Below are 20105 nucleotides of genomic sequence, written 5' to 3'. Positions count from 1 at the left end.
CCATACCTATAAAGGTATCCACAGCTTCGGTAAATTGTTTTAGCCCCGGTACATTTTCGGCGCAGGGTCACTCGACTAGTGAGCTATTACGCACTCTTTGAATGAATAGCTGCTTCTAAGCTAACATCCTAGTTGTCTGTGCAACCCCACATCCTTTTCCACTTAACAATTATTTTGGGACCTTAGCTGGTGGTCTGGGCTGTTTCCCTTTCGACTACGGATCTTAGCACTCGCAGTCTGACTGCCGACCATAATTCATTGGCATTCGGAGTTTATCTGAGATTGGTAATCCGGGATGGACCCCTCACCCAAACAGTGCTCTACCTCCAAGAATCTCTAATGTCGACGCTAGCCCTAAAGCTATTTCGGAGAGAACCAGCTATCTCCAAGTTCGTTTGGAATTTCTCCGCTACCCACAAGTCATCCAAGCACTTTTCAACGTGCCCTGGTTCGGTCCTCCAGTGCGTCTTACCGCACCTTCAACCTGCTCATGGGTAGGTCACATGGTTTCGGGTCTACGACATAATACTAAAGCGCCCTTTTCAGACTCGGTTTCCCTACGGCTCCGTCTCTTCAACTTAACCTCGCATCATATCGTAACTCGCCGGTTCATTCTACAAAAGGCACGCTCTCACCCATTAACGGGCTCGAACTTGTTGTAGGCACACGGTTTCAGGTTCTATTTCACTCCCCTCCCGGGGTGCTTTTCACCTTTCCCTCACGGTACTGGTTCACTATCGGTCACTAGGGAGTATTTAGGGTTGGGAGATGGTCCTCCCAGATTCCGACGGGATTTCACGTGTCCCGCCGTACTCAGGATACTGCTAGGTACAAAGACTATTTTGAATACGAGGCTTTCACTCTCTTTGGCTGATCTTCCCAAATCATTCTCCTATAATCTTTGAGTCCACATTGCAGTCCTACAACCCCGAAGAGTAAACTCTTCGGTTTGCCCTTCTGCCGTTTCGCTCGCCGCTACTAAGGCAATCGCTTTTGCTTTCTCTTCCTGCAGCTACTTAGATGTTTCAGTTCACTGCGTCTTCCTCCTCATATCCTTAACAGATATGGGTAACAGGTAGTACCTGTTGGGTTCCCCCATTCGGAAATCCCTGGATCATCGCTTACTTACAGCTACCCAAGGCATATCGTCGTTTGTCACGTCCTTCTTCGGCTCCTAGTGCCAAGGCATCCACCGTGCGCCCTTATTAACTTAACCTTATTTTTTTGACCTTTCAGTCATAAACTCTTTATTAATACTACAGCGTTTTCGGTTTATTTTCTTGTTACTATTTGATATAGATATTCAATTTTCAATGTGCATTACTTGGTGATCTCTCACCAATGGAGCCTAGCGGGATCGAACCGCTGACCTCCTGCGTGCAAAGCAGGCGCTCTCCCAGCTGAGCTAAGGCCCCACAAGACCTCTCAAGACTAAACAAGACCAATGTGCATTCCTTATCCTTAGAAAGGAGGTGATCCAGCCGCACCTTCCGATACGGCTACCTTGTTACGACTTCACCCCAATCATCTATCCCACCTTAGGCGGCTGGCTCCTATAAGGTTACCTCACCGACTTCGGGTGTTACAAACTCTCGTGGTGTGACGGGCGGTGTGTACAAGGCCCGGGAACGTATTCACCGCGGCGTGCTGATCCGCGATTACTAGCGATTCCGACTTCATGTAGGCGAGTTGCAGCCTACAATCCGAACTGAGACTGGCTTTAAGAGATTAGCTTGTCGTCACCGACTTGCGACTCGTTGTACCAGCCATTGTAGCACGTGTGTAGCCCAGGTCATAAGGGGCATGATGATTTGACGTCATCCCCACCTTCCTCCGGTTTATTACCGGCAGTCTCGCTAGAGTGCCCAACTGAATGATGGCAACTAACAATAGGGGTTGCGCTCGTTGCGGGACTTAACCCAACATCTCACGACACGAGCTGACGACAACCATGCACCACCTGTCACCTCTGTCCCGAAGGAAAACTCTATCTCTAGAGCGGTCAGAGGGATGTCAAGACCTGGTAAGGTTCTTCGCGTTGCTTCGAATTAAACCACATGCTCCACCGCTTGTGCGGGCCCCCGTCAATTCCTTTGAGTTTCAACCTTGCGGTCGTACTCCCCAGGCGGAGTGCTTAATGCGTTAGCTACGGCACTAAACCCCGGAAAGGGTCTAACACCTAGCACTCATCGTTTACGGCGTGGACTACCAGGGTATCTAATCCTGTTTGCTCCCCACGCTTTCGAGCCTCAGCGTCAGTTACAAGCCAGAGAGCCGCTTTCGCCACCGGTGTTCCTCCATATATCTACGCATTTCACCGCTACACATGGAATTCCACTCTCCCCTCTTGCACTCAAGTTAAACAGTTTCCAAAGCGTACTATGGTTAAGCCACAGCCTTTAACTTCAGACTTATCTAACCGCCTGCGCTCGCTTTACGCCCAATAAATCCGGACAACGCTCGGGACCTACGTATTACCGCGGCTGCTGGCACGTAGTTAGCCGTCCCTTTCTGGTAAGATACCGTCACAGTGTGAACTTTCCACTCTCACACTCGTTCTTCTCTTACAACAGAGCTTTACGATCCGAAAACCTTCTTCACTCACGCGGCGTTGCTCGGTCAGACTTCCGTCCATTGCCGAAGATTCCCTACTGCTGCCTCCCGTAGGAGTCTGGGCCGTGTCTCAGTCCCAGTGTGGCCGATCACCCTCTCAGGTCGGCTATGTATCGTCGCCTTGGTGAGCCGTTACTTCACCAACTAGCTAATACAACGCAGGTCCATCTGGTAGTGATGCATTTGCACCTTTCAAGCAGATATCATGCAATATCTACTGTTATGCGGTATTAGCTATCGTTTCCAATAGTTATCCCCCGCTACCAGGCAGGTTACCTACGCGTTACTCACCCGTTCGCAACTCATCCGGAGAAGCAAGCTCCTCCTTCAGCGTTCTACTTGCATGTATTAGGCACGCCGCCAGCGTTCGTCCTGAGCCAGGATCAAACTCTCATTAAAAGTTTGAGTTCTCACTCATTTCTGTCACTGACAGATTTATTGTTTTTTTCATTGTTCAGTACTACAACTTCAGTTGTAGTGCCCTGCACATTGGTTCGTCTTGTTCAGTTTTCAAAGGTCTTTGTCACTCACTTCTCTCAAGTGACAACTATATTAGTATATCACAGCCGCTTTCGCTTGTCAACACTTTTTTGAAACTTTTTTTAATTTTTTTCATCTAGTGTTTCATCTGTAACATACCATAGTCCGTACGGGATTCGAACCCGTGTTACCGCCGTGAAAAGGCGGTGTCTTAACCCCTTGACCAACGGACCAGAGTTGTTATTTTCAACTCTTACTATTATACCGACTTTTCTTACTTTGTCAACACCTTTTTTTAACTTTTTTCAATTCTACTGAATTACTTCCTTTAATTCTTTCAGCATGGCTTTGCGACCCTTGAAACGCTCATCTGCCCAGAGTTTCGGTTAATTTTTTTTCTTATACTAATTGTTTTTTATGAAGCACATATCATTTTTGGAAAACATTTCTTCATATTACTCAAGTAACTGTTGCATTCTTATTTTCAGAAAATTTGAATCATTTCCTCTAAGAGAGCATTAACATAAGTGAACTTGTATTTTATTTTGAGAGAAATCTTTGATTTAAATTAGAGTTTCCTCAACTTTTTTAAAAAAAACAGAGAAAACTTGTGCCCCCTCTGTTTATAGTATTTAAGATAATTAATTTTCTTCACTCATTTTTGATTTTACTTCATCATAAGATAGTGCATGTGATTCCTCTTCTACTGTTTCAGGCATCTTTCCTGTTTCGTATAGAGATTTAATTTGTGTACTATCCAATGTTTCGTATTTCAATAATGCTTCTGCAATCAGCTTGTGAGTTTCACGATTTGCCTGGATAATTTCAGCAGCTTTATTTCGTGCTTCATTCAATAATGAACGAACTTCTTCGTCAATTTCATAAGCTGTTTGTTCTGAAATTGATTTTTGAGGGGTTTGTGCACCAAACATAGCATGATTTCCTTCATATTGTACTGGACCAAGTTTTTCACTCATACCATACTCTGTAACCATTGCACGCGCCATCTGAGTAGCTTGTTCGAAGTCATTAGATGCTCCAGTTGTTTGGACGTTAAAGATAATCTCTTCAGCTACACGTCCACCCATTAAGCCAGCTAATTGCTCTTTCATATCTTCTTTAGATAGAAGCATTTGGTCTTCTTTAGGAAGTGCGATCATATATCCGCCTGCACGTCCACGTGGTACTATGGTAACTTTATGAACAACACGGGCATTTGACAATACTAGACCGACAATGGTGTGTCCTGCCTCATGGTAGGCAACCAACTCACGTTCTTTTTGTGAAACTGTCTTGTCTTTCTTAGATGGTCCAGCGATAACACGATCTTCAGCTTCATCAATATCAGAAGCATCAATCACTGATTTATTACGACGAGCTGCAACCAAAGCTGCTTCGTTCAATACATTTTCCAAATCGGCACCAACAAAACCTGGAGTTTGTTGTGCTACCAATTTCAAATCTACATCTTCAGCTAAAGGTTTATTTCTAGCATGGACTTTCAAAATTGCTTCGCGTCCCTTAACATCTGGACGACCAACTAATACTTTTCTATCAAAACGGCCTGGACGAAGTAGAGCCGGATCAAGAACATCTGAACGGTTTGTTGCCGCAATAACAATAATTCCTTCATTTCCTTCAAAACCATCCATTTCAATCAAGAGTTGGTTTAAGGTTTGTTCTCGTTCATCATTACCTCCACCTAAACCGACACCACGTTGGCGACCAACGGCATCAATTTCATCAATGAAGATAATAGCTGGTGCTGCTTTTTTTGCGTCCTCAAAGAGAGAACGTACACGGCTCGCACCGACACCGACGAACATTTCTACAAAGTCAGAACCTGAAATACTAAAGAATGGTACACCAGCTTCTCCTGCAACTGCTTTAGCAAGTAATGTTTTACCAGTTCCCGGAGGACCCTCTAAGAGAACACCAGCTGGAATACGAGCACCTAATTTTGTAAATCGTTTTGGATCTTTTAAAAATTCAACAACTTCAACAAGTTCTTGTTTTTCTTCTTCAGCACCGGCAACATCTGAAAAACGAACTTTGATATCTTCCTTATTTGCTGCTTTGGCTTTGTTTCGTCCAAAACTCATTGGATTACGGCCATTATTTCCTCCCATATTGCCCATCATAGAGAAGAGGAAGAAGAATAAGATAGCAAATGGTACTACTGAAACCAGGATGTTAATCCACATACCACTTGAGCTTTCGTGTTTCACTTCAATTTGTGTTTGATGTTCACTTGCTAACTTTTGCAAATCCGCTACAGTTGTATCTGATGGGAGGACAATACTTGTAAATTTCTCTACTTTTGTAGCAGAGGGTGTAAAAAATTGAATTCCCGTTTCCTGTTTCTCTGTCTTAGCAGTTTTGTAGACACCATACACTTCAATAACACTACCACTTGGTTGGTAGGTCATTTCTTTAACATTGTCGTTAGTGATTTCCTGAACCAATTCTGAGTACTTAATTTGTTGACTATGACCAGCAGATCTGCCAGCAAAAAAGTACTGGAATCCTGTCACTAGCAAGAAAATCATCAACAAATAAAGAAATGGATTTTTTATGAAACCATTATTTTGTTTTTGCATTCAAACACTTACCCTTCTATTTTGAGTAAACTTCCTCTTTCAATACACCTACATAAGGAAGGTTACGATAGTTTTCATTATAGTCTAGTCCATAGCCTACAACAAATTCATTTGGAATTGTAAAACATGTATAATCTGCTTCGATTTCTACTGTACGACCTTCTGGTTTATCAAGCATTGTGACAATCTTAACAGAAGCTGCTTCTCTTGCAGTAAACATATCTCTCAAACTCTTCAAGGTTTGACCAGTATCAATGATATCTTCTACAAAGACAACATGTCGACCTTTAATATCTTGAGTTACGTCTTGTTTAATATTAATGACACCACTACTTACAGTCCCACCATGATAGCTAGAGACCATCATAAAGTCCATTTCAAGATGTGTATCAATATATTTCACCAATTCTGCCATAAAAGGAATAGAACCTTTTAGAATTCCAACTAAAATCGGATTTTTTCCCTCATAATCTTTTGTCAACTGAGCACCCAATTTTTTAGCTGCTGCTGTAATTTCATCTTGTGAAATCAAAATTTTCTTGATATCTTTTTCTAACATGATTTTACCTATCTATTTTTTCTATATAAAGTACAGTGTTCATTATATCATTTTTCATTTTTTTACTCAAATCACTGATTTCAATTCCTAAAACTGAACAAATTTTTCCAAATTGCTCAATGATAATAGCTTTTTCTCGTTTTTCTTTAGGAATTTTTAAATCAATAAAAAGTCGTCTTAGTTTTTTACGATGACCGTTTTTTATCAAATAATCACCAGGCTGTCGATGCCGTAAAATCAACGATGTTTCACGGGAAACATTTATTTGTTGAACATTTTCTCCTTTTAGGGGGATTCCAAATGAAAATAAATAACCTTCATAATGAACTTGATTTTGATAGTCTAACACACAATCACTACTTTTTTCATCAGACTTTGGTCTGATTTTACCAATTTGAAAGTGTTGATATTCTTTTACAAGTTCATAACCATTTTTTATACAATGGCGATATTGACTCTTAGTTTTTAAAATATGATGAATTTCTTGAAATTGTTCTCTTGTTACATTTAAATCAGCAAAACAACTAAGGTATTGTTGTAGTAAAACTCGTTGTGTTGCTTCACTAAAAGATAAAAACTGAGTTAAATCTTCCACATTGACTGTTTGAGATAATTCAGTCAGAGCAATTTGATAGTCAGATACTTCTTTTCCAAACTCAAGAATTACTTTTTTCACTTGAGAATTTTCTTTTTCCAGTTGTGGTAAGTAAATATTACGAACTCGATTGCGAAAATAATGATTTTCTTTATTCGTCCTATCTTCAAAATGCTCAATTTCAGGAAAATCCTTCTTATGAAAAGATAGCAAAGGACGAATCAACTCTCCCTTATCAAACTCTTGTTTCTCTTTAATAGCTGATATGTGTTGTAGTCTAACACCTCGAATCAATCGCATAAAAATCGTCTCAGCCTGATCATCTGCATGATGAGCTGTTACAAGGGCTGTAGAGGAAGTTTTCTCCATTACTTCTCTAAAAAAATCATAGCGAAATTGACGAGCATTTGCTTCTGAAAAATCTCCAGTAAAATGAGCTACGTAAATTGGAACTCCAACTTGTTCAGCTAGTTTTCTTAATTCATATTCTTCATTATCCGATTCTAGTCGTTGTTTATGGTTTACATGAGCTAAAAATAATTCAATCCCGAGTTCTTCTTGATAGGTTGATAGGAGGTGAAAGAGAAACATCGAATCCAATCCTCCAGACAAGGCTAGTACAACTCGTGAATGATCTTTAAAATAACCTTTTTCTAGAAAATGATTTAAAAAATCTTGGTCTCTCATTTTAGGACCTCATAGACATCCTTAGCAATTTTAGAAATGGTATCATAATCAGAATTTTTGGTAAAGATTGAAATAATGAAAGGAGAATCTGTATAGACTATTCCTACATCGTGTTTAAATTCATCTGCATCCCCAATTTTATGGGCTACCTTAGCAGAAATATTCTTAGCAATCCGCTGATTATCAAAAGCTGTTTGCGATAGCGATTCTAAAACAAAACCATTCTGATTATAAATAGATTCCATAACTTGACCAGCCATTTTAGCTGAAGCTAACTTCTCTGTTACGTTCCACTCTTCACCTGCGATAGTAGCCATTTCTTTTTTAAAGGCTTCATCTGATTTATTCGTAATATAATAAGCAAGAATATTATGAGCTACATTGTCAGATTCTTTCGCTGTCTTTGTAATTAAATCTTTGAGAGTGTACTCTTTATTGTCCGCTGTTTTAGGGAGACTTCCACTTCCTTCCGGTTTATAAGAACCAGGGAAATCATTTACTTCAGAAACGTACTTCAATTTCGTGTCAAGTTGGTAATCACCTTGATTGATTTTTTCCTGAACAGAATAAAGATAAGGTAATTTCATAACACTAGCAGCGTACATTTTTTGATCTTCGTTAATCCCAGCTTCCTTACCCGTGCTCAATTGTTTAACATAAATAGAAAACTGTTCATTTTGATAATTCGCAGATAACAACTCTTGTACTTTCTGGATACGATTGTCATCGTTGGAAATGTAATCCGTCGAAATCCAACCAATTTGTTTGATATGTAAAAATTCATGACCACCAGCAAAAATAGACATATCTACTTCAACCTCTTGATAAGCTGCTAAAGTAGACTTTAATTCTTGTTGATCATAAGGACTATTATAAACGACAAATCCTGGTTCTAACCATACTCGTTTAGAAAAATCGTTTACGATGGAACTATCGTATAAAAGTCGTTTATCAGCCATCACAAATTGATTATTTGACAATTTAAAGACAGGCTGTCCTTGTTTATTTAATCTCCATTCTAAAACAGATAATTTTGTATCTGCATTGACTTTTCCTGATTCTTTAATCAAATCTTCTGTAGAATAAACAGACGTTTCACCATAAAATTTTGGAGATTCTATAACATCTTGATAGTAAAAATGATACGAAGCGTGGGTTAAGGAATAAACTTCTTGGTTTGGAATGATAACTGGATTCTCAGTGCTTACTACTTGGACACTTTTTAAAAAAATAGGAAGTAGTAATATCACTAAAAATTTACGCATTCTTTTTTTCCTCTTCTTCTTGTAGCCGTAACAGATGATTTTTTTGAGCTAACTCTTCTAATTTTTCATCTGATTGACTTAAAAACTTTTCTACAATATCTAATAAATTTTCCATTTTACATTACCTAGGAAGTAAGTCCGGAATAGTATAAACTTCCTCCCATGATTTTGAATAGTAATATTTTGCACGCAAATACTTGGCTGCGTATGTTTCATCCTTTAATTTGGTTGCAAGATTCGATTCTTTATCTTTTTCATCGCTCAATTCTTGATACTGTTTTTTCAGATCGGCTAACTGTTGGCGACGTTCGAGTAGTTGCTGATAACTTTGAGTCAAATTATAGGTTGGCAGGATGAACAACAACATAATCAAAATCAAAACCCAGCCCATAAAACGATTTCGTCTTTGTCGTTCTTCCATCAAGTATTTACGACGTTGGTGTTCATTTTGAATAAAAGAATTATTCATTTGTACAATTTTTTTATACATAGTTTTCTACCCTTGTTTCGCTGATAATTTCATACATACCTGCAGCATCTTCTTTTTTAGTGCTATCTTTCATTTCTAACACTTTTACGAGCAACAATTTATTTCCAAAACGAATTTCAACTTGGTCATTGATTTTTAAATCTGTAGAGCTCTTTGCAAGAATACCATTTACCTTGATACGTCCCTTATCTGCAACTTCTTTAGCCACTGTACGACGCTTAATAATTCTTGATACTTTTAAATATTTATCTAATCTCATTTTTATTACCTCAAATTATTATTGTACCATTTTTATCCCTTTTATAGAAGAAAAATGTCATACCTAATTCGACTCTTTTGAATCTTTTATGTTTGCTAATGATTCCCCAAAAGTTAAAAGACCTTCTAAAATCTCATAATCCTTTTTATTACGAATATCAAAAACAACTTCGATTAAACCTTGATTTTCTGAAATATTTGCCTTCAAACTTGTCTGAGAAAGAGCCTGGAAATAATCTTGTGTTAAAAATAATTGTTGCGATATTTTTTCAAACTGAATGACCAGCTTATTAACCTTTCTTTCTACACGATTGACAAATACTTTATCAAGATATGATTTAGCTAATCCAATTTCTAAAAGGTAAGCAACCACATCTGGATATTCTCCAAAACGATCGATCAACTCATCTTGTAATCCCTCATAGTTGACACGGTTATCAATCTGACGAATTCTCTTGTAAATTTCAATTTTATGTCGTTCATCTGAAATATACTCATCTGGAAGATAGGCATCGATTTGTAGAATTAACTCAGCATTTCCTTTTTCACGTTTTTTGTCAGTTCCATTTTTCTTAGCTATTGCTTCTTCTAACAACTGAGAGTACAACTCAAAACCAACAGAATCGATAAATCCAGACTGAGAGCTTCCTAAAAGATTTCCAGCTCCACGAATGGATAAATCACGCATAGCAATTTTAAAACCAGAACCCAGTTCAGTAAAACCTTTGATAGCTTCTAATCTTTTCTCAGAAACTTCTGTCAAAGTTTTATCTGGACGATACATGAGATAAGCATAAGCAATTCGATTACTACGACCAACACGACCTCTTAATTGATACAAGGTTGACAATCCCATATGATCTGCATTTTCTATAAACAAGGTATTAGCATTTGGAATATCTACTCCTGTCTCGATGATTGTTGTAGTTACTAAAATATCATATTGTCCTTCAATGAAATCAAGAAGTGTATTTTCTAAGCGAATTTCACTCATTTGACCATGAACAAAACCAATAGAAGCTTCTGGAATAAGTTCTTGTAACTCTGAAACCTTCTTTTCAATCGTGTCAACTTTATTGTAAAGATAGTAAACTTGACCACCACGATCCATTTCTCTCAATACAGCATCACGAATGATACGATCATTCTGTTCAAGGACATAGGTTTGAACAGGATATCGATTTGTTGGAGGAGTTTCGATGACTGATAAATCTCGGATACCTAGCATAGACATATGAAGAGTTCGAGGAATTGGTGTCGCTGTCAAGGTTAAGACATCAACCTTCTTTTTTAATTCCTTGAGAGCTTCCTTATGCTTAACACCAAAACGTTGCTCTTCATCAATAATCATCAACCCCAAATCAGCAAATTCAACATCTTTAGACAAGACTCGATGGGTCCCTATCAAGATGTCTACTTGACCTTTTTTTAACTTCTCAAGTGTTTCAGTCTGTTCTTTTTTACTTCTGAAACGACTCAAAACATCTACGTTGACAGCAAATTGTTCAAATCTTTCCTTGAAATTACTGTAATGTTGCTGAGCAAGAACGGTTGTTGGCACTAAAACGACAACCTGTTTATGATCATTGACAGCCTTAAATGCAGCTCGCATGGCAACTTCTGTCTTACCAAAACCAACATCTCCAACTAATAGTCGGTCCATCGGTTGAGGAGCCTGCATATCTTTTTTTATTTCTTCGATACTTCGAAGTTGGTCCTCAGTTTCTACATATGGGAATGCTTCGTCAAAAGCGTTTTGGTCTTCATCATCTTTTGAAAATGCAAAACCTTTAAGTTGACTTCTCTCTGCATATAACTTAATTAAATCATCTGCAATATCTTCAACTTGACTCTTTACTTTTTGCTTCGCTTTTTTAAAACGTCCATCGTTTAATTTGTTTAACTTTGGAGCCTTACCATCACTAGAGACATACTTAGAAAGAGTCTGTATCTGCTCCACAGGGATAGAAATACGATCTCCATTTTGATATAGAACACTTACGTAGTCTCGATGAATTCCTTTGATTTCAATCGTTTCAATCCCTAAATATTGCCCAATACCATGAATTTGATGAACAACATAGTCTCCTTTTTGGAGCTCGTTATAATCCTTTAATCGCTCAGCGTTGCTGATATTTTGTCTTCTATATTTCCGTTTAATCTTCTTTTTAAAAATCTCATATTCAGTGATAAATACAAGATTTTCATCTACAAAATGAAACCCATGTCGCAGATTTCCTTCAACAAGATTGACAGTTCCTTTACAGATTTCACTTTCGTCATTATTGTCAACTTTAATATCGTATTCATCAAGAATCGTTGACAGTTTCTTTAGTTCAGTTTTGCTACTTGATTGAAGAACAATCGTATACTTTAATTTTTTGTAACGTTCAATTTCCTCTTTCAGAAAAGAAAACTGATTAAAGAACTCCTGCATAGGATATTGATTGAACTGATACAGATGATGAAATTTTAAATTTCCAAGCCCTTTTTGAAAATTTGAAAAGAAAGTCGCTGGTACATATTTTTTTAACTGACTTTCTACATCAGCAAAATATTGTAAACTTGACAACGCTTTACTGTTATGTAAATCTTCTGTAAAGTAGCTAGCTGTTTCCTTATCAAAAGCATCGTACTGGGTCATGATTTTTTGAAAATCATCAAAGATAATAGGCACTTGATTCAAATAGTCTATCAAGGTCCACTGTTTTTTATAAAATACAGACAAAAACTTGCGAATATCTGCATGAAGAACTTTCTCTTTCGTGCAACTAAAAACTTCTTCTAGGTAAGACTTTAAAGTTGGAGAAAGTGCCTTATCAATCTCATGTTCTAAAAATTCCTGACCACGATGATAATCTTCATGCGTTAACAAAATATCACTAGCTGGATAGATTAGTACTTGAGTTTGACTCTCTTTTGATAATTGAGTTTCAGTATCAAATTTTCTAATACCATCAATCTCATCACCGAAAAATTCGATTCGGTAAGGGGATATTTGAGAGGTTTCAAAGATATCCAGAATATCTCCACGAAGGCTAAATTCTCCCTGACTTTGAACTTGTGTAACTCTCTTATAACCAAGGGAAATCAAGTGATTTTTTAATTCTCTTTGTTCGCATTCCTGGCCCACTTGAAGTTCTAAGATACTATTATCAAAAACTTGAGGATTTGGTAAGAATACCCGACTAGCTGCGACGTTACAAACTAAAATCCCTCTTTGAGACTCATCTCTTAGAAACCGCAAAGCTTCAACCCGAGAAAAAACCTTTTCCTGAGATGATACCAAAAATTCGACCATTGGTGAATCATCTACTAGAAATGGATAAACTAGATCCGAACCTAATATGGAGATTAAATCATTGACCAGACGCTCAGCTTCTCCATATGTGGAAGTCATCACTAAAACCTTATCCTGACTCTTCAGACTACTAGCAATCGCTAACGATTTTGCTGATCCAGAAAGTCCTAGCAATAATTGTCTTTGTTGCTGTGGTAAGTTCTTATGCCAAGATAGAATTTGTTTATTCTCTAAAAAGAAATCGATTAATGCCATTTCCTTACCCATTATATTTCTGCATCGTCTTTTCAAAGTTTTTTTCTTGTAAATAATAATTTACAGCATCGTCAACCTTGTCAATTGACTGTAAAATACCAATATAATCTTCTTGATCAAACTTACTCAAAACATGATGAACTACTGACATTCCTTTTTTAGGTCTTCCAATGCCAATCTTTACACGATTAAAAACCTGTGTACCGATATGTTGAATAATCGACTTAATTCCATTATGACCACCAGCTGTTCCTTTAGCACGAAGACGAATTTTTCCGACTTCCATGTCAAGATCATCGTAAATAATCAGTAAATCTTCAATATCTAAACCATAGTAGGTTAACAATGCATGAACAGCTTTTCCACTTTCATTCATAAAAGTCGTCGGTTTCACCAGATAAATTTTTTCACCGTTAAGAAAAAATGAGGCTAACTCAGCTTGGAATATCTTATCGTGTGTAAAGGTAACATTCTGTTTTTTTGCTAGTTGGTCAATCAGCATAAAGCCAACATTATGTTTAGTTTCAAAATATTTATCTCCTGGATTTCCCAATCCTACAAGTAATTTTGTCATTTATATTTCCTTTCAAAAGTCAAAAGGGTTGGAATTTTTTTCCAACCTAATTGACATTATTTTAAATACTGATTAAACGTTAAAGCGGAATTCCATAATATCGCCATCTTGCACGACATATTCTTTTCCTTCTTCACGCAAACGTCCAGCTTCTTTTACAGCCTTTTCAGAGCCGTATTTTACCAAATCGTCATAAGACATGGTCACTGCACGAATAAATCCTTTTTCAAAGTCAGAGTGGATGATACCAGCTGCTTGAGGAGCTTTCATGCCACGTTTAAAGGTCCATGCACGAACCTCTTTTTCACCAGCTGTGAAGTAAGTTCCAAGTCCTAGTAGATGATAAGCAGCTCGAGTCAATTTGTCAACTCCTGATTCTGTCAAACCAATGGCTTCAAGAAACTCTTTTTTATCTTCATCGTCTAACTCAGAAATTTCTTCTTCAGCACGCGCAGAAATAACCACTACCTCTGCATTTTCTGTTGCTGCGAATTCACGAATTTGCTTCACATAATCGATAGAATCTGGTTCTCCAACGACATCCTCATCAACATTAGCTACATAAAGAACAGGTTTCGTGGTCAAAAGGAAAAGACCTTTGACTACTTTTTGCTCTTCATCTGTAAATTCAATGGTACGTGCTGATTTACCGTCTTCAAGAACAGGTTTAATCTTTTGAAGAACGTTAAATTCTGCAACTGATTCCTTATCTTTTTGCGTACGCGCCATTTTTTCTACACGCGCATAGCGTTTATTGACTGATTCTAAGTCAGCAAGAATCAACTCTAGGTTAATAGTATCAATATCTGCTAGCGGATCCACAAAGGCATCTTCACGACCTTGCTCACGCATGACATTTTCATCATCAAAGGCACGAACCACATGAACAATCGCATCAACTTCACGGATATTGGCCAAGAATTTATTTCCCAAACCTTCTCCTCTTGATGCTCCTTTTACAATACCTGCAATATCTGTAAATTCAAAGGTTGTTGGAACTGTCTTTTTAGGAGTAATCATTTCCGTCAATTTTTGGAGGCGTTCATCTGGAACTTCTACCATTCCAACGTTTGGATCAATGGTCGCAAAAGGATAGTTTGCAGCCTCTGCTCCTGCTTTTGTAATTGCATTAAATAGGGTTGATTTACCAACGTTTGGTAAACCTACGATACCTGCTGTTAAAGCCATAGTTTCTCATTCTCCGTTCACATTTCAATCTTCAATATTATAACACAAAAAGGAAAAACTTGCTAACCCTCTAACTAGGGTTCTTAGTCGATGATTTTACTCATTTTTCTTTCAAAATCATAGCGACTCATCATGACTACGTGGTCACAATTACTACATTTTATCTTGATGTCTGCTCCAACACGGGTAATTTCCCAGCGATTTGCTTTTTTGCCTGTTGACTTAATCGTACAAGCATGTGGTTTTTTCATTTCAACAAAATTTCCAACTTGATACATAGTTAGTCTCCTTTTTCTTTTTCGATTATATCATAAAAGAGGCGAGCTAGGCTCAACCTCTTTCCATTAATTTGTACGAACTGGCGTGATGAGCTGCATGAAATCTTCATCTGTATCAGCTGGAACCAGAGTAAATGGACGAACTGCTGAAATAAAGCTGATTGTAACTTTTTCGCTATTTAGAGCTTTTAGTGCTTCAATCAAATAAGTTGGGTTGAAACTAATTGTCAAATCAGCACCACTTACATTTTCAGTATCAATTTCTTCGTTTACTTTCCCTACTTCTGGAGAATGAACATGGGCACTTACAATTCCTTCTTTGATTTCTAATTTAACAGTACCATTTTGTGTTGCACTTGATAAAAGACGTGCACGTTCCATAGACTGGCGTAGTTTAGCAACGTCAAAAGTCACTGTTGTATTGAAATCTGTTGGAATCAATCGATCGGTATCTGGATAATTTCCTTCTAAGAGACGTGTGTAGAAGCTAATATTTTCACTTCTAAAGAGAATTTGATTATTGGCGAAGAAAATCTCCACTGTTTCGATATCATCAGTAAAAACAGCTGAAAATTCACGTAGCGAACGACTTGGGATGACAACATCAAAATCATCGCTATTTTTTTCAAGAGTCAACTTTTTCTGACTAAGACGGTGAGAGTCTGTCGCAACTGTTTTTAATTCTTTATGGTTGCTCAAGACAAAATGTACCCCCGTCAAAATAGGACGGCTTTCTTGGGTACTAGCTGCAAAAGCTGTTTCATTGATAATCTTTTTAAGAAGTTTTGTTTCAAGAACTAAAGGATTGCTTGCAGAAATTTCCTGAATACGTGGATATTGCTCGCTATCTTTTCCTTTAAGAGTAATCTCTGATTTTCCACTAGTTAAGACAATTTGCTTTTGTTCAATCTCTTTAAAATCAAGTGTTACATCTGGAAGACTTGAAACAACATTGATAAAGAAAGAAGCTTCCAGTAGAACTGAACCTAAAGAGTTAATCAAGAGACCTGCATTTTCATTTTTTTGCGATATAAAATTTTCGATTGAGATTTGACCATTTGATCCAATCAAGGTAATTCCTTCATTGGTAACATCAATTTTTACAGTCGATAAAATAGGAATTGCATTCTTTGAGCTAATAGCTCTCTTTGTTGTATTTAAGGCTTGTAAAAATAAGTTTTTATTAATTGAAAAATGAATCATGGATTCTCCTTTATTCTTTTTATTATTAGAAGGATAATAGTAATAATAGAGTGTGTGAAATCTGTGGAAAAACACTTGTAATCAAGAAAACTCAAGGACAGAGCCTTGTTTAAAAGATGTGGATAAATGAGATATTTTTTTAAAAGTTATCCACAAGTTATTTAATTTTCTTTTTGATGTTTTCAATTTCTATACGTAAATTATCATCTGTTTCAAGCATGGATTTGATTTTTCCATGAGCGTGAATGACCGTTGTGTGGTCTTTACCACCAAACTCTTTTCCAATCTTAGGAAGGCTATTATCAGTCATTTCTCTGGCTAGATACATAGCAACTTGACGGGCTAAAACGATATTTTGAACACGTCTAGTTCCTTTCATTTCCTTGACACTAACACCATAGAAGTTTCCAACTTCTGTTTGGATTTTATCAATTGGAATCACAATCATTTTGCTGACGTCTTGTTTACGAGCACGAATAGCTTCAGCGGCAATGTCAACTGTGATATCGTTAATTTTTTTGACTTTGGCCATTAGGCTGATATCGTTGAGTGCTCCCTCGAGTTCTCGCACGTTAGAGTCAAATTGTCCAGCCAAGTATTCGAGTGTATCGTTCTGAAAATGATAATTGAGATGTTCAGTCTTACTCTGTAAAATAGCAATACGTGTTTCAAAATCAGGTGGTGTGATATCTGTCGTTAATCCCCACGAGAAGCGCGTGACCAGACGTTCAGGTAGACTCTCTAAATGTTCAGGCCTACGATCGCTTGTTAAAACAATTTGTTTATTATTATTGTGAAGGGCATTAAAAGTATTGAAAAACTCTTCTTGAGTTTGTACTTTCTTTCCACTAAGAGATTGAATATCATCAATGAGTAGGAGGTCTAAACTACGATAAGTTTTTTTAAATTTTTCCATATCATTGAGTCTCAAATGCTCTAGAAATTCGTTAATGAAGCTTTCAGCAGGTATGTATTTAACACGCGCATTTGGACTCTTTTTTAGAATTTCATTACCAAGGGCATTTAGCAGGTGAGTTTTTCCCAGTCCAGGACCTCCATAGATAAATAGAGGATTATAAGTTAGTCCAGGATCTTCAGAAACAGCTAAAGCTGCGGACTTAGCCCAAACATTACCATTTCCTTGGACAAAATTATCGAAAGTATACTTTTCCTTGAGTCCAGTTTCAGAATATGGAATAGTGGACAGATTTTGCTGATAGTTATTTGTAGACTCAGAATGTAGGTTTACTTGAGAGGCAGATTCTTCAACTTTCGTGAAGACATAATGGGCTTTTATTTCAGCATCATAGATTTCAAAACCTGCCGCTAAAAGCATCCCATTGATATTTCTTTCCCAGAATATCTGCATTTCATCTCGGGGTAAGAAAATCGTTGCAGTAGTCTCTTCAACTTTAACAAGTTTCGCGTCTAAAATATAGAAATCATAAACTGACTGAGTTAATTTATCATGTGCAAGTTCTAAAAGACGATTCCAAAATTGTTTTTCCTTCAATGATTTCCCCCTCCTTTACTATAGAATTTAAAAGGTTTATTGATAGAATCATTTTACCATAGATAAGATTATTTTTCCACAAGTTGTGGAAAACAATTAACAATGTTTTTAACTGTTATCCACAAAATGTGGATAACTAAGAAAAATTCTGAAATACTGGGCTTTTAAAAACTAAAATGCAGTGGATAACTATGTTAGTTAAGAATACTAAAATAACAGCCTTATTTCAGGCTGTTAATAAATTGTTGGTATTCATCTTGGTTATGGAAAGAAATAGTAATTTTACCACTATCTTTTTTTTGTAGCTTAATATGAACTTCTAATCCGAGTATTTTTTTTAATGTTTGCTCTTCCTCTTTGACAAAGTAATCTTTTTCTTTTTTGCTGATCTTCTTCGTTTTTTGTAGTATTTGTTCAACTTGTCGAACAGATAGATTTTCAGTTTGGATACGATTCAAGAGTTTATCTTGTTTATCACTTGATAATTGAATGAGGAGTCTAGCATGAGCTTGGGAAAGTTTCCCACTTTCAACTTCTGTCAGAATATGTTTAGGTAGTCCTAATAATCGAACTAGATTTGTAATATAAGGTCGAGATTTTCCCATTTTTTCAGCAATTTCTGTGTGGGTAAAACCTTTATCAATTAAAGACTGGTATGCTTTAGCTTCTTCGATAGGATTTAAATTTTCTCGTTGGAGATTTTCAATGATAGAATGAAGCATCATATCTTGATCAGAAAGTTGCTTAACAATGACTGGAACCTCTGAAAGTCCAGCAGCTATTGACGCACGATACCGCCTTTCTCCAGCTAAAATCTCGTATCCAAGTACAGGAGATTTTCTAACGATAATTGGCTGAATTAAGCCGTTTTCCTTAATAGATTGTGCCAGTTCTTGTATTTTTTCTTCTGAAAATTCTTTACGAGGTTGATAGGGATTTTTTTGAATATCCTTTATTTGAACAATTTTAAATTCTTCCATAATTCTACATTATCACAACTTAGATATTCTGTAAAGCACCTTTACATATCTGTAAACTATTGATCTAAATCACTAGTACTCTTATCTAATTTAATGGTAGTTGTTTCTTCCTTACCATTACGGTAGTATGTAATGGTCATGCTATCTCCGATCGAATGACTATATAGAGCACTTTGTAATTCAGTAGTTGAAGAAATGGCTTTATCATCCACTTTTGTAATGACGTCATATTTTTGTAAATGTCCATTAGCAGGCATACTAGTTTGAACAGAACGAACAACTACTCCTGCAGTGACACTTGATGGTACATTCAATCTTTGTAAATCAGTGCTACTAAGATTTGAAAGGTTGACCATTTGAATGCCTAAGGCTGGTCGAGTGACTTTTCCATTCTTTTCCAATTGCTTGATAATATTGATGGCATCGTTTGAAGGAATCGCAAATCCAAGTCCTTCTACAGAAGTGCCGCCATTTGTAGCAATTTTGCTAGATGTAATTCCGATTACTTGTCCTTGAATATTGATTAAAGGACCACCTGAGTTACCAGGGTTGATGGCTGTATCTGTTTGGATAGCCTTTGTAGAGATAGCTTGTCCATCTTCAGATTTTAAAGAAACATTTCTATTCAAACTTGATACGATTCCTTGAGTCACGGTGTTAGCGTATTCAGAACCAAGAGGACTTCCGATTGCGATTGCTGTTTCTCCGACTGTTAGTTGGTCAGAATCTCCAAATTCAGCTACTGTAGTGACCTTATCTGCAGCAATTTTTACAACTGCAATGTCAGAGTAAGTATCAGAACCCACAATTTCACCCGGAACTTTGGTTCCGTCAGCTAAGCGAATATCCACTTTTTTAGCGCCATTAATAACGTGAGTATTGGTTACGAGATAAGCAAAGTTACCTTCTTTTTTATAAATAACTCCAGAACCTTCGCTAGAAACTTGCTCAGTATTTGTATCTGTATCAGTTTCTGCAGATCCAAATAAACTGTTTTGGGAGTTTGCAGAGTAAGTAATGACAGATACCACAGCATTTTTAACTTTATCGACTGCCTGTGTGGTTGAGTTTTCATTTTTTACAGCTGTTTTGCTGACAGTCGTTGTAGTTGTCGTACCACTATTTTGTTTTTGACTGAGCTGCAATGTTGTAAAAGTACCTAAAACACCACTAAAAAAGCTAATGAGAATGACTAATAAAAGTTGTCCCCATTTTTTGGAACTAGTTTTTAAGTTTTTCATAGAAGCCTCCATGTTTTTTAATCAA

At 37.0% G+C, this 20105-nt stretch carries 15 protein-coding genes, 2 tRNA genes and 2 rRNA genes (1 of these 19 only partly in view); all 19 read right to left on the bottom strand.

From position 1 onward, the window contains the following. Positions 1–1216, bottom strand: a 23S ribosomal RNA gene (locus ADH90_RS06130) (it extends 1687 nt beyond the left edge of the window). Between the two features lie 126 nt (positions 1217–1342). Continuing rightward, positions 1343–1415: transfer RNA gene (locus ADH90_RS06125), tRNA-Ala, on the bottom strand. A 50-nt stretch (positions 1416–1465) separates the two neighbouring features. Next, positions 1466–3012, bottom strand: a 16S ribosomal RNA gene (locus tag ADH90_RS06120). The 16S and 23S rRNA genes sit together here with 2 tRNA genes alongside, the layout of an rRNA operon. Before the next feature lie 242 nt (positions 3013–3254). Then, positions 3255–3326, bottom strand: a tRNA-Glu gene (locus ADH90_RS06115). 408 nt (positions 3327–3734) lie between these two features. Beyond that, on the bottom strand, positions 3735–5693 hold the full coding sequence (gene ftsH, locus ADH90_RS06110; RefSeq protein WP_049530403.1) for an ATP-dependent zinc metalloprotease FtsH: 1959 nt from the start codon (positions 5691–5693) through the stop codon (positions 3735–3737). A 16-nt stretch (positions 5694–5709) separates the two neighbouring features. Then, entirely contained in the window at positions 5710–6252 is a 543-nt protein-coding gene (hpt, locus tag ADH90_RS06105) for a hypoxanthine phosphoribosyltransferase (RefSeq protein WP_049530402.1), read from the bottom strand. 4 nt (positions 6253–6256) lie between these two features. Beyond that, positions 6257–7534: a tRNA lysidine(34) synthetase TilS gene (tilS, locus tag ADH90_RS06100; protein ID WP_049530401.1), complete on the bottom strand. Its 1278-nt coding sequence runs from the start codon at positions 7532–7534 to the stop codon at positions 6257–6259. Continuing rightward, positions 7531–8799, bottom strand: a complete 1269-nt coding sequence (locus tag ADH90_RS06095; RefSeq protein ID WP_049530400.1) for a serine hydrolase — start codon at positions 8797–8799, stop codon at positions 7531–7533. Before ADH90_RS06095 ends, tilS begins: the two co-directional genes overlap by 4 nt. Next, positions 8792–8914, bottom strand: a complete 123-nt coding sequence (locus tag ADH90_RS11710) for an SP_0009 family protein (protein WP_045762396.1) — start codon at positions 8912–8914, stop codon at positions 8792–8794. The genes ADH90_RS06095 and ADH90_RS11710 overlap by 8 nt, the downstream gene beginning before the upstream one ends. 6 nt (positions 8915–8920) lie before the next feature. Next, positions 8921–9289, bottom strand: a complete 369-nt coding sequence (locus ADH90_RS06085; protein WP_000277028.1) for a septum formation initiator family protein — start codon at positions 9287–9289, stop codon at positions 8921–8923. Further along, complete coding sequence (locus tag ADH90_RS06080) at positions 9282–9548, bottom strand: RNA-binding S4 domain-containing protein (protein WP_049530398.1); 267 nt, start codon at positions 9546–9548, stop codon at positions 9282–9284. Before ADH90_RS06080 ends, ADH90_RS06085 begins: the two co-directional genes overlap by 8 nt. Before the next feature lie 63 nt (positions 9549–9611). Further along, positions 9612–13115, bottom strand: a complete 3504-nt coding sequence (mfd, locus tag ADH90_RS06075) for a transcription-repair coupling factor (RefSeq protein ID WP_080982633.1) — start codon at positions 13113–13115, stop codon at positions 9612–9614. Beyond that, positions 13108–13677 carry an aminoacyl-tRNA hydrolase gene (gene pth, locus ADH90_RS06070; protein WP_049530396.1) on the bottom strand — a complete coding sequence of 190 codons (570 nt, stop codon included), beginning with the start codon at positions 13675–13677 and terminating at the stop codon, positions 13108–13110. Before pth ends, mfd begins: the two co-directional genes overlap by 8 nt. A 72-nt stretch (positions 13678–13749) precedes the next feature. Beyond that, complete coding sequence (gene ychF / locus ADH90_RS06065) at positions 13750–14865, bottom strand: redox-regulated ATPase YchF (protein ID WP_049530395.1); 1116 nt, start codon at positions 14863–14865, stop codon at positions 13750–13752. Positions 14866–14948: 83 nt separating this feature from the next. Continuing rightward, a complete protein-coding gene (locus ADH90_RS06060; RefSeq protein ID WP_049503817.1) occupies positions 14949–15143 on the bottom strand; it encodes a DUF951 domain-containing protein in 195 nt (64 codons plus the stop codon). A gap of 66 nt (positions 15144–15209) precedes the next feature. Continuing rightward, positions 15210–16346 carry a DNA polymerase III subunit beta gene (gene dnaN, locus ADH90_RS06055; protein ID WP_049503816.1) on the bottom strand — a complete coding sequence of 379 codons (1137 nt, stop codon included), beginning with the start codon at positions 16344–16346 and terminating at the stop codon, positions 15210–15212. Between the two features lie 157 nt (positions 16347–16503). Then, positions 16504–17859, bottom strand: coding sequence for a chromosomal replication initiator protein DnaA (gene dnaA / locus ADH90_RS06050; RefSeq protein WP_049530394.1), 1356 nt, complete (start codon positions 17857–17859; stop codon positions 16504–16506). A 221-nt stretch (positions 17860–18080) separates the two neighbouring features. Further along, positions 18081–18839, bottom strand: a complete 759-nt coding sequence (locus tag ADH90_RS06045) for a ParB/RepB/Spo0J family partition protein (protein ID WP_049530393.1) — start codon at positions 18837–18839, stop codon at positions 18081–18083. 56 nt (positions 18840–18895) lie between these two features. Then, positions 18896–20080, bottom strand: a complete 1185-nt coding sequence (locus ADH90_RS06040; protein WP_049530392.1) for a S1C family serine protease — start codon at positions 20078–20080, stop codon at positions 18896–18898. Positions 20081–20105 lie beyond the last annotated feature (25 nt).

Origin of the sequence: Streptococcus pseudopneumoniae (genome assembly GCF_001073085.1) — a bacterium.
GTDB lineage: Bacteria > Bacillota > Bacilli > Lactobacillales > Streptococcaceae > Streptococcus > Streptococcus pseudopneumoniae_M.
The sequence above is the reverse complement of the archived record's forward strand: the minus strand, read 5'-3'. Positions and strand labels throughout refer to the sequence as shown.

Excerpts from the sequence above, each read along its gene's own strand:
- ADH90_RS06085 (WP_000277028.1), bottom strand. The coding sequence starts at position 9,289 with ATGTATAAAAAAATTGTACAAATGAATAATTCTTTTATTCAAAATGAA.
- ADH90_RS06045 (WP_049530393.1), bottom strand. The coding sequence starts at position 18,839 with ATGGAAGAATTTAAAATTGTTCAAATAAAGGATATTCAAAAAAATCCC.
- dnaN (WP_049503816.1), bottom strand. The coding sequence starts at position 16,346 with ATGATTCATTTTTCAATTAATAAAAACTTATTTTTACAAGCCTTAAAT.
- ADH90_RS06080 (WP_049530398.1), bottom strand. The coding sequence starts at position 9,548 with ATGAGATTAGATAAATATTTAAAAGTATCAAGAATTATTAAGCGTCGT.
- ychF (WP_049530395.1), bottom strand. The coding sequence starts at position 14,865 with ATGGCTTTAACAGCAGGTATCGTAGGTTTACCAAACGTTGGTAAATCA.
- ADH90_RS06060 (WP_049503817.1), bottom strand. The coding sequence starts at position 15,143 with ATGTATCAAGTTGGAAATTTTGTTGAAATGAAAAAACCACATGCTTGT.
- tilS (WP_049530401.1), bottom strand. The coding sequence starts at position 7,534 with ATGAGAGACCAAGATTTTTTAAATCATTTTCTAGAAAAAGGTTATTTT.
- ADH90_RS06040 (WP_049530392.1), bottom strand. The coding sequence starts at position 20,080 with ATGAAAAACTTAAAAACTAGTTCCAAAAAATGGGGACAACTTTTATTA.
- ftsH (WP_049530403.1), bottom strand. The coding sequence starts at position 5,693 with ATGCAAAAACAAAATAATGGTTTCATAAAAAATCCATTTCTTTATTTG.
- ADH90_RS11710 (WP_045762396.1), bottom strand. The coding sequence starts at position 8,914 with ATGGAAAATTTATTAGATATTGTAGAAAAGTTTTTAAGTCAATCAGAT.
- mfd (WP_080982633.1), bottom strand. The coding sequence starts at position 13,115 with ATGGGTAAGGAAATGGCATTAATCGATTTCTTTTTAGAGAATAAACAA.
- ADH90_RS06095 (WP_049530400.1), bottom strand. The coding sequence starts at position 8,799 with ATGCGTAAATTTTTAGTGATATTACTACTTCCTATTTTTTTAAAAAGT.
- hpt (WP_049530402.1), bottom strand. The coding sequence starts at position 6,252 with ATGTTAGAAAAAGATATCAAGAAAATTTTGATTTCACAAGATGAAATT.
- pth (WP_049530396.1), bottom strand. The coding sequence starts at position 13,677 with ATGACAAAATTACTTGTAGGATTGGGAAATCCAGGAGATAAATATTTT.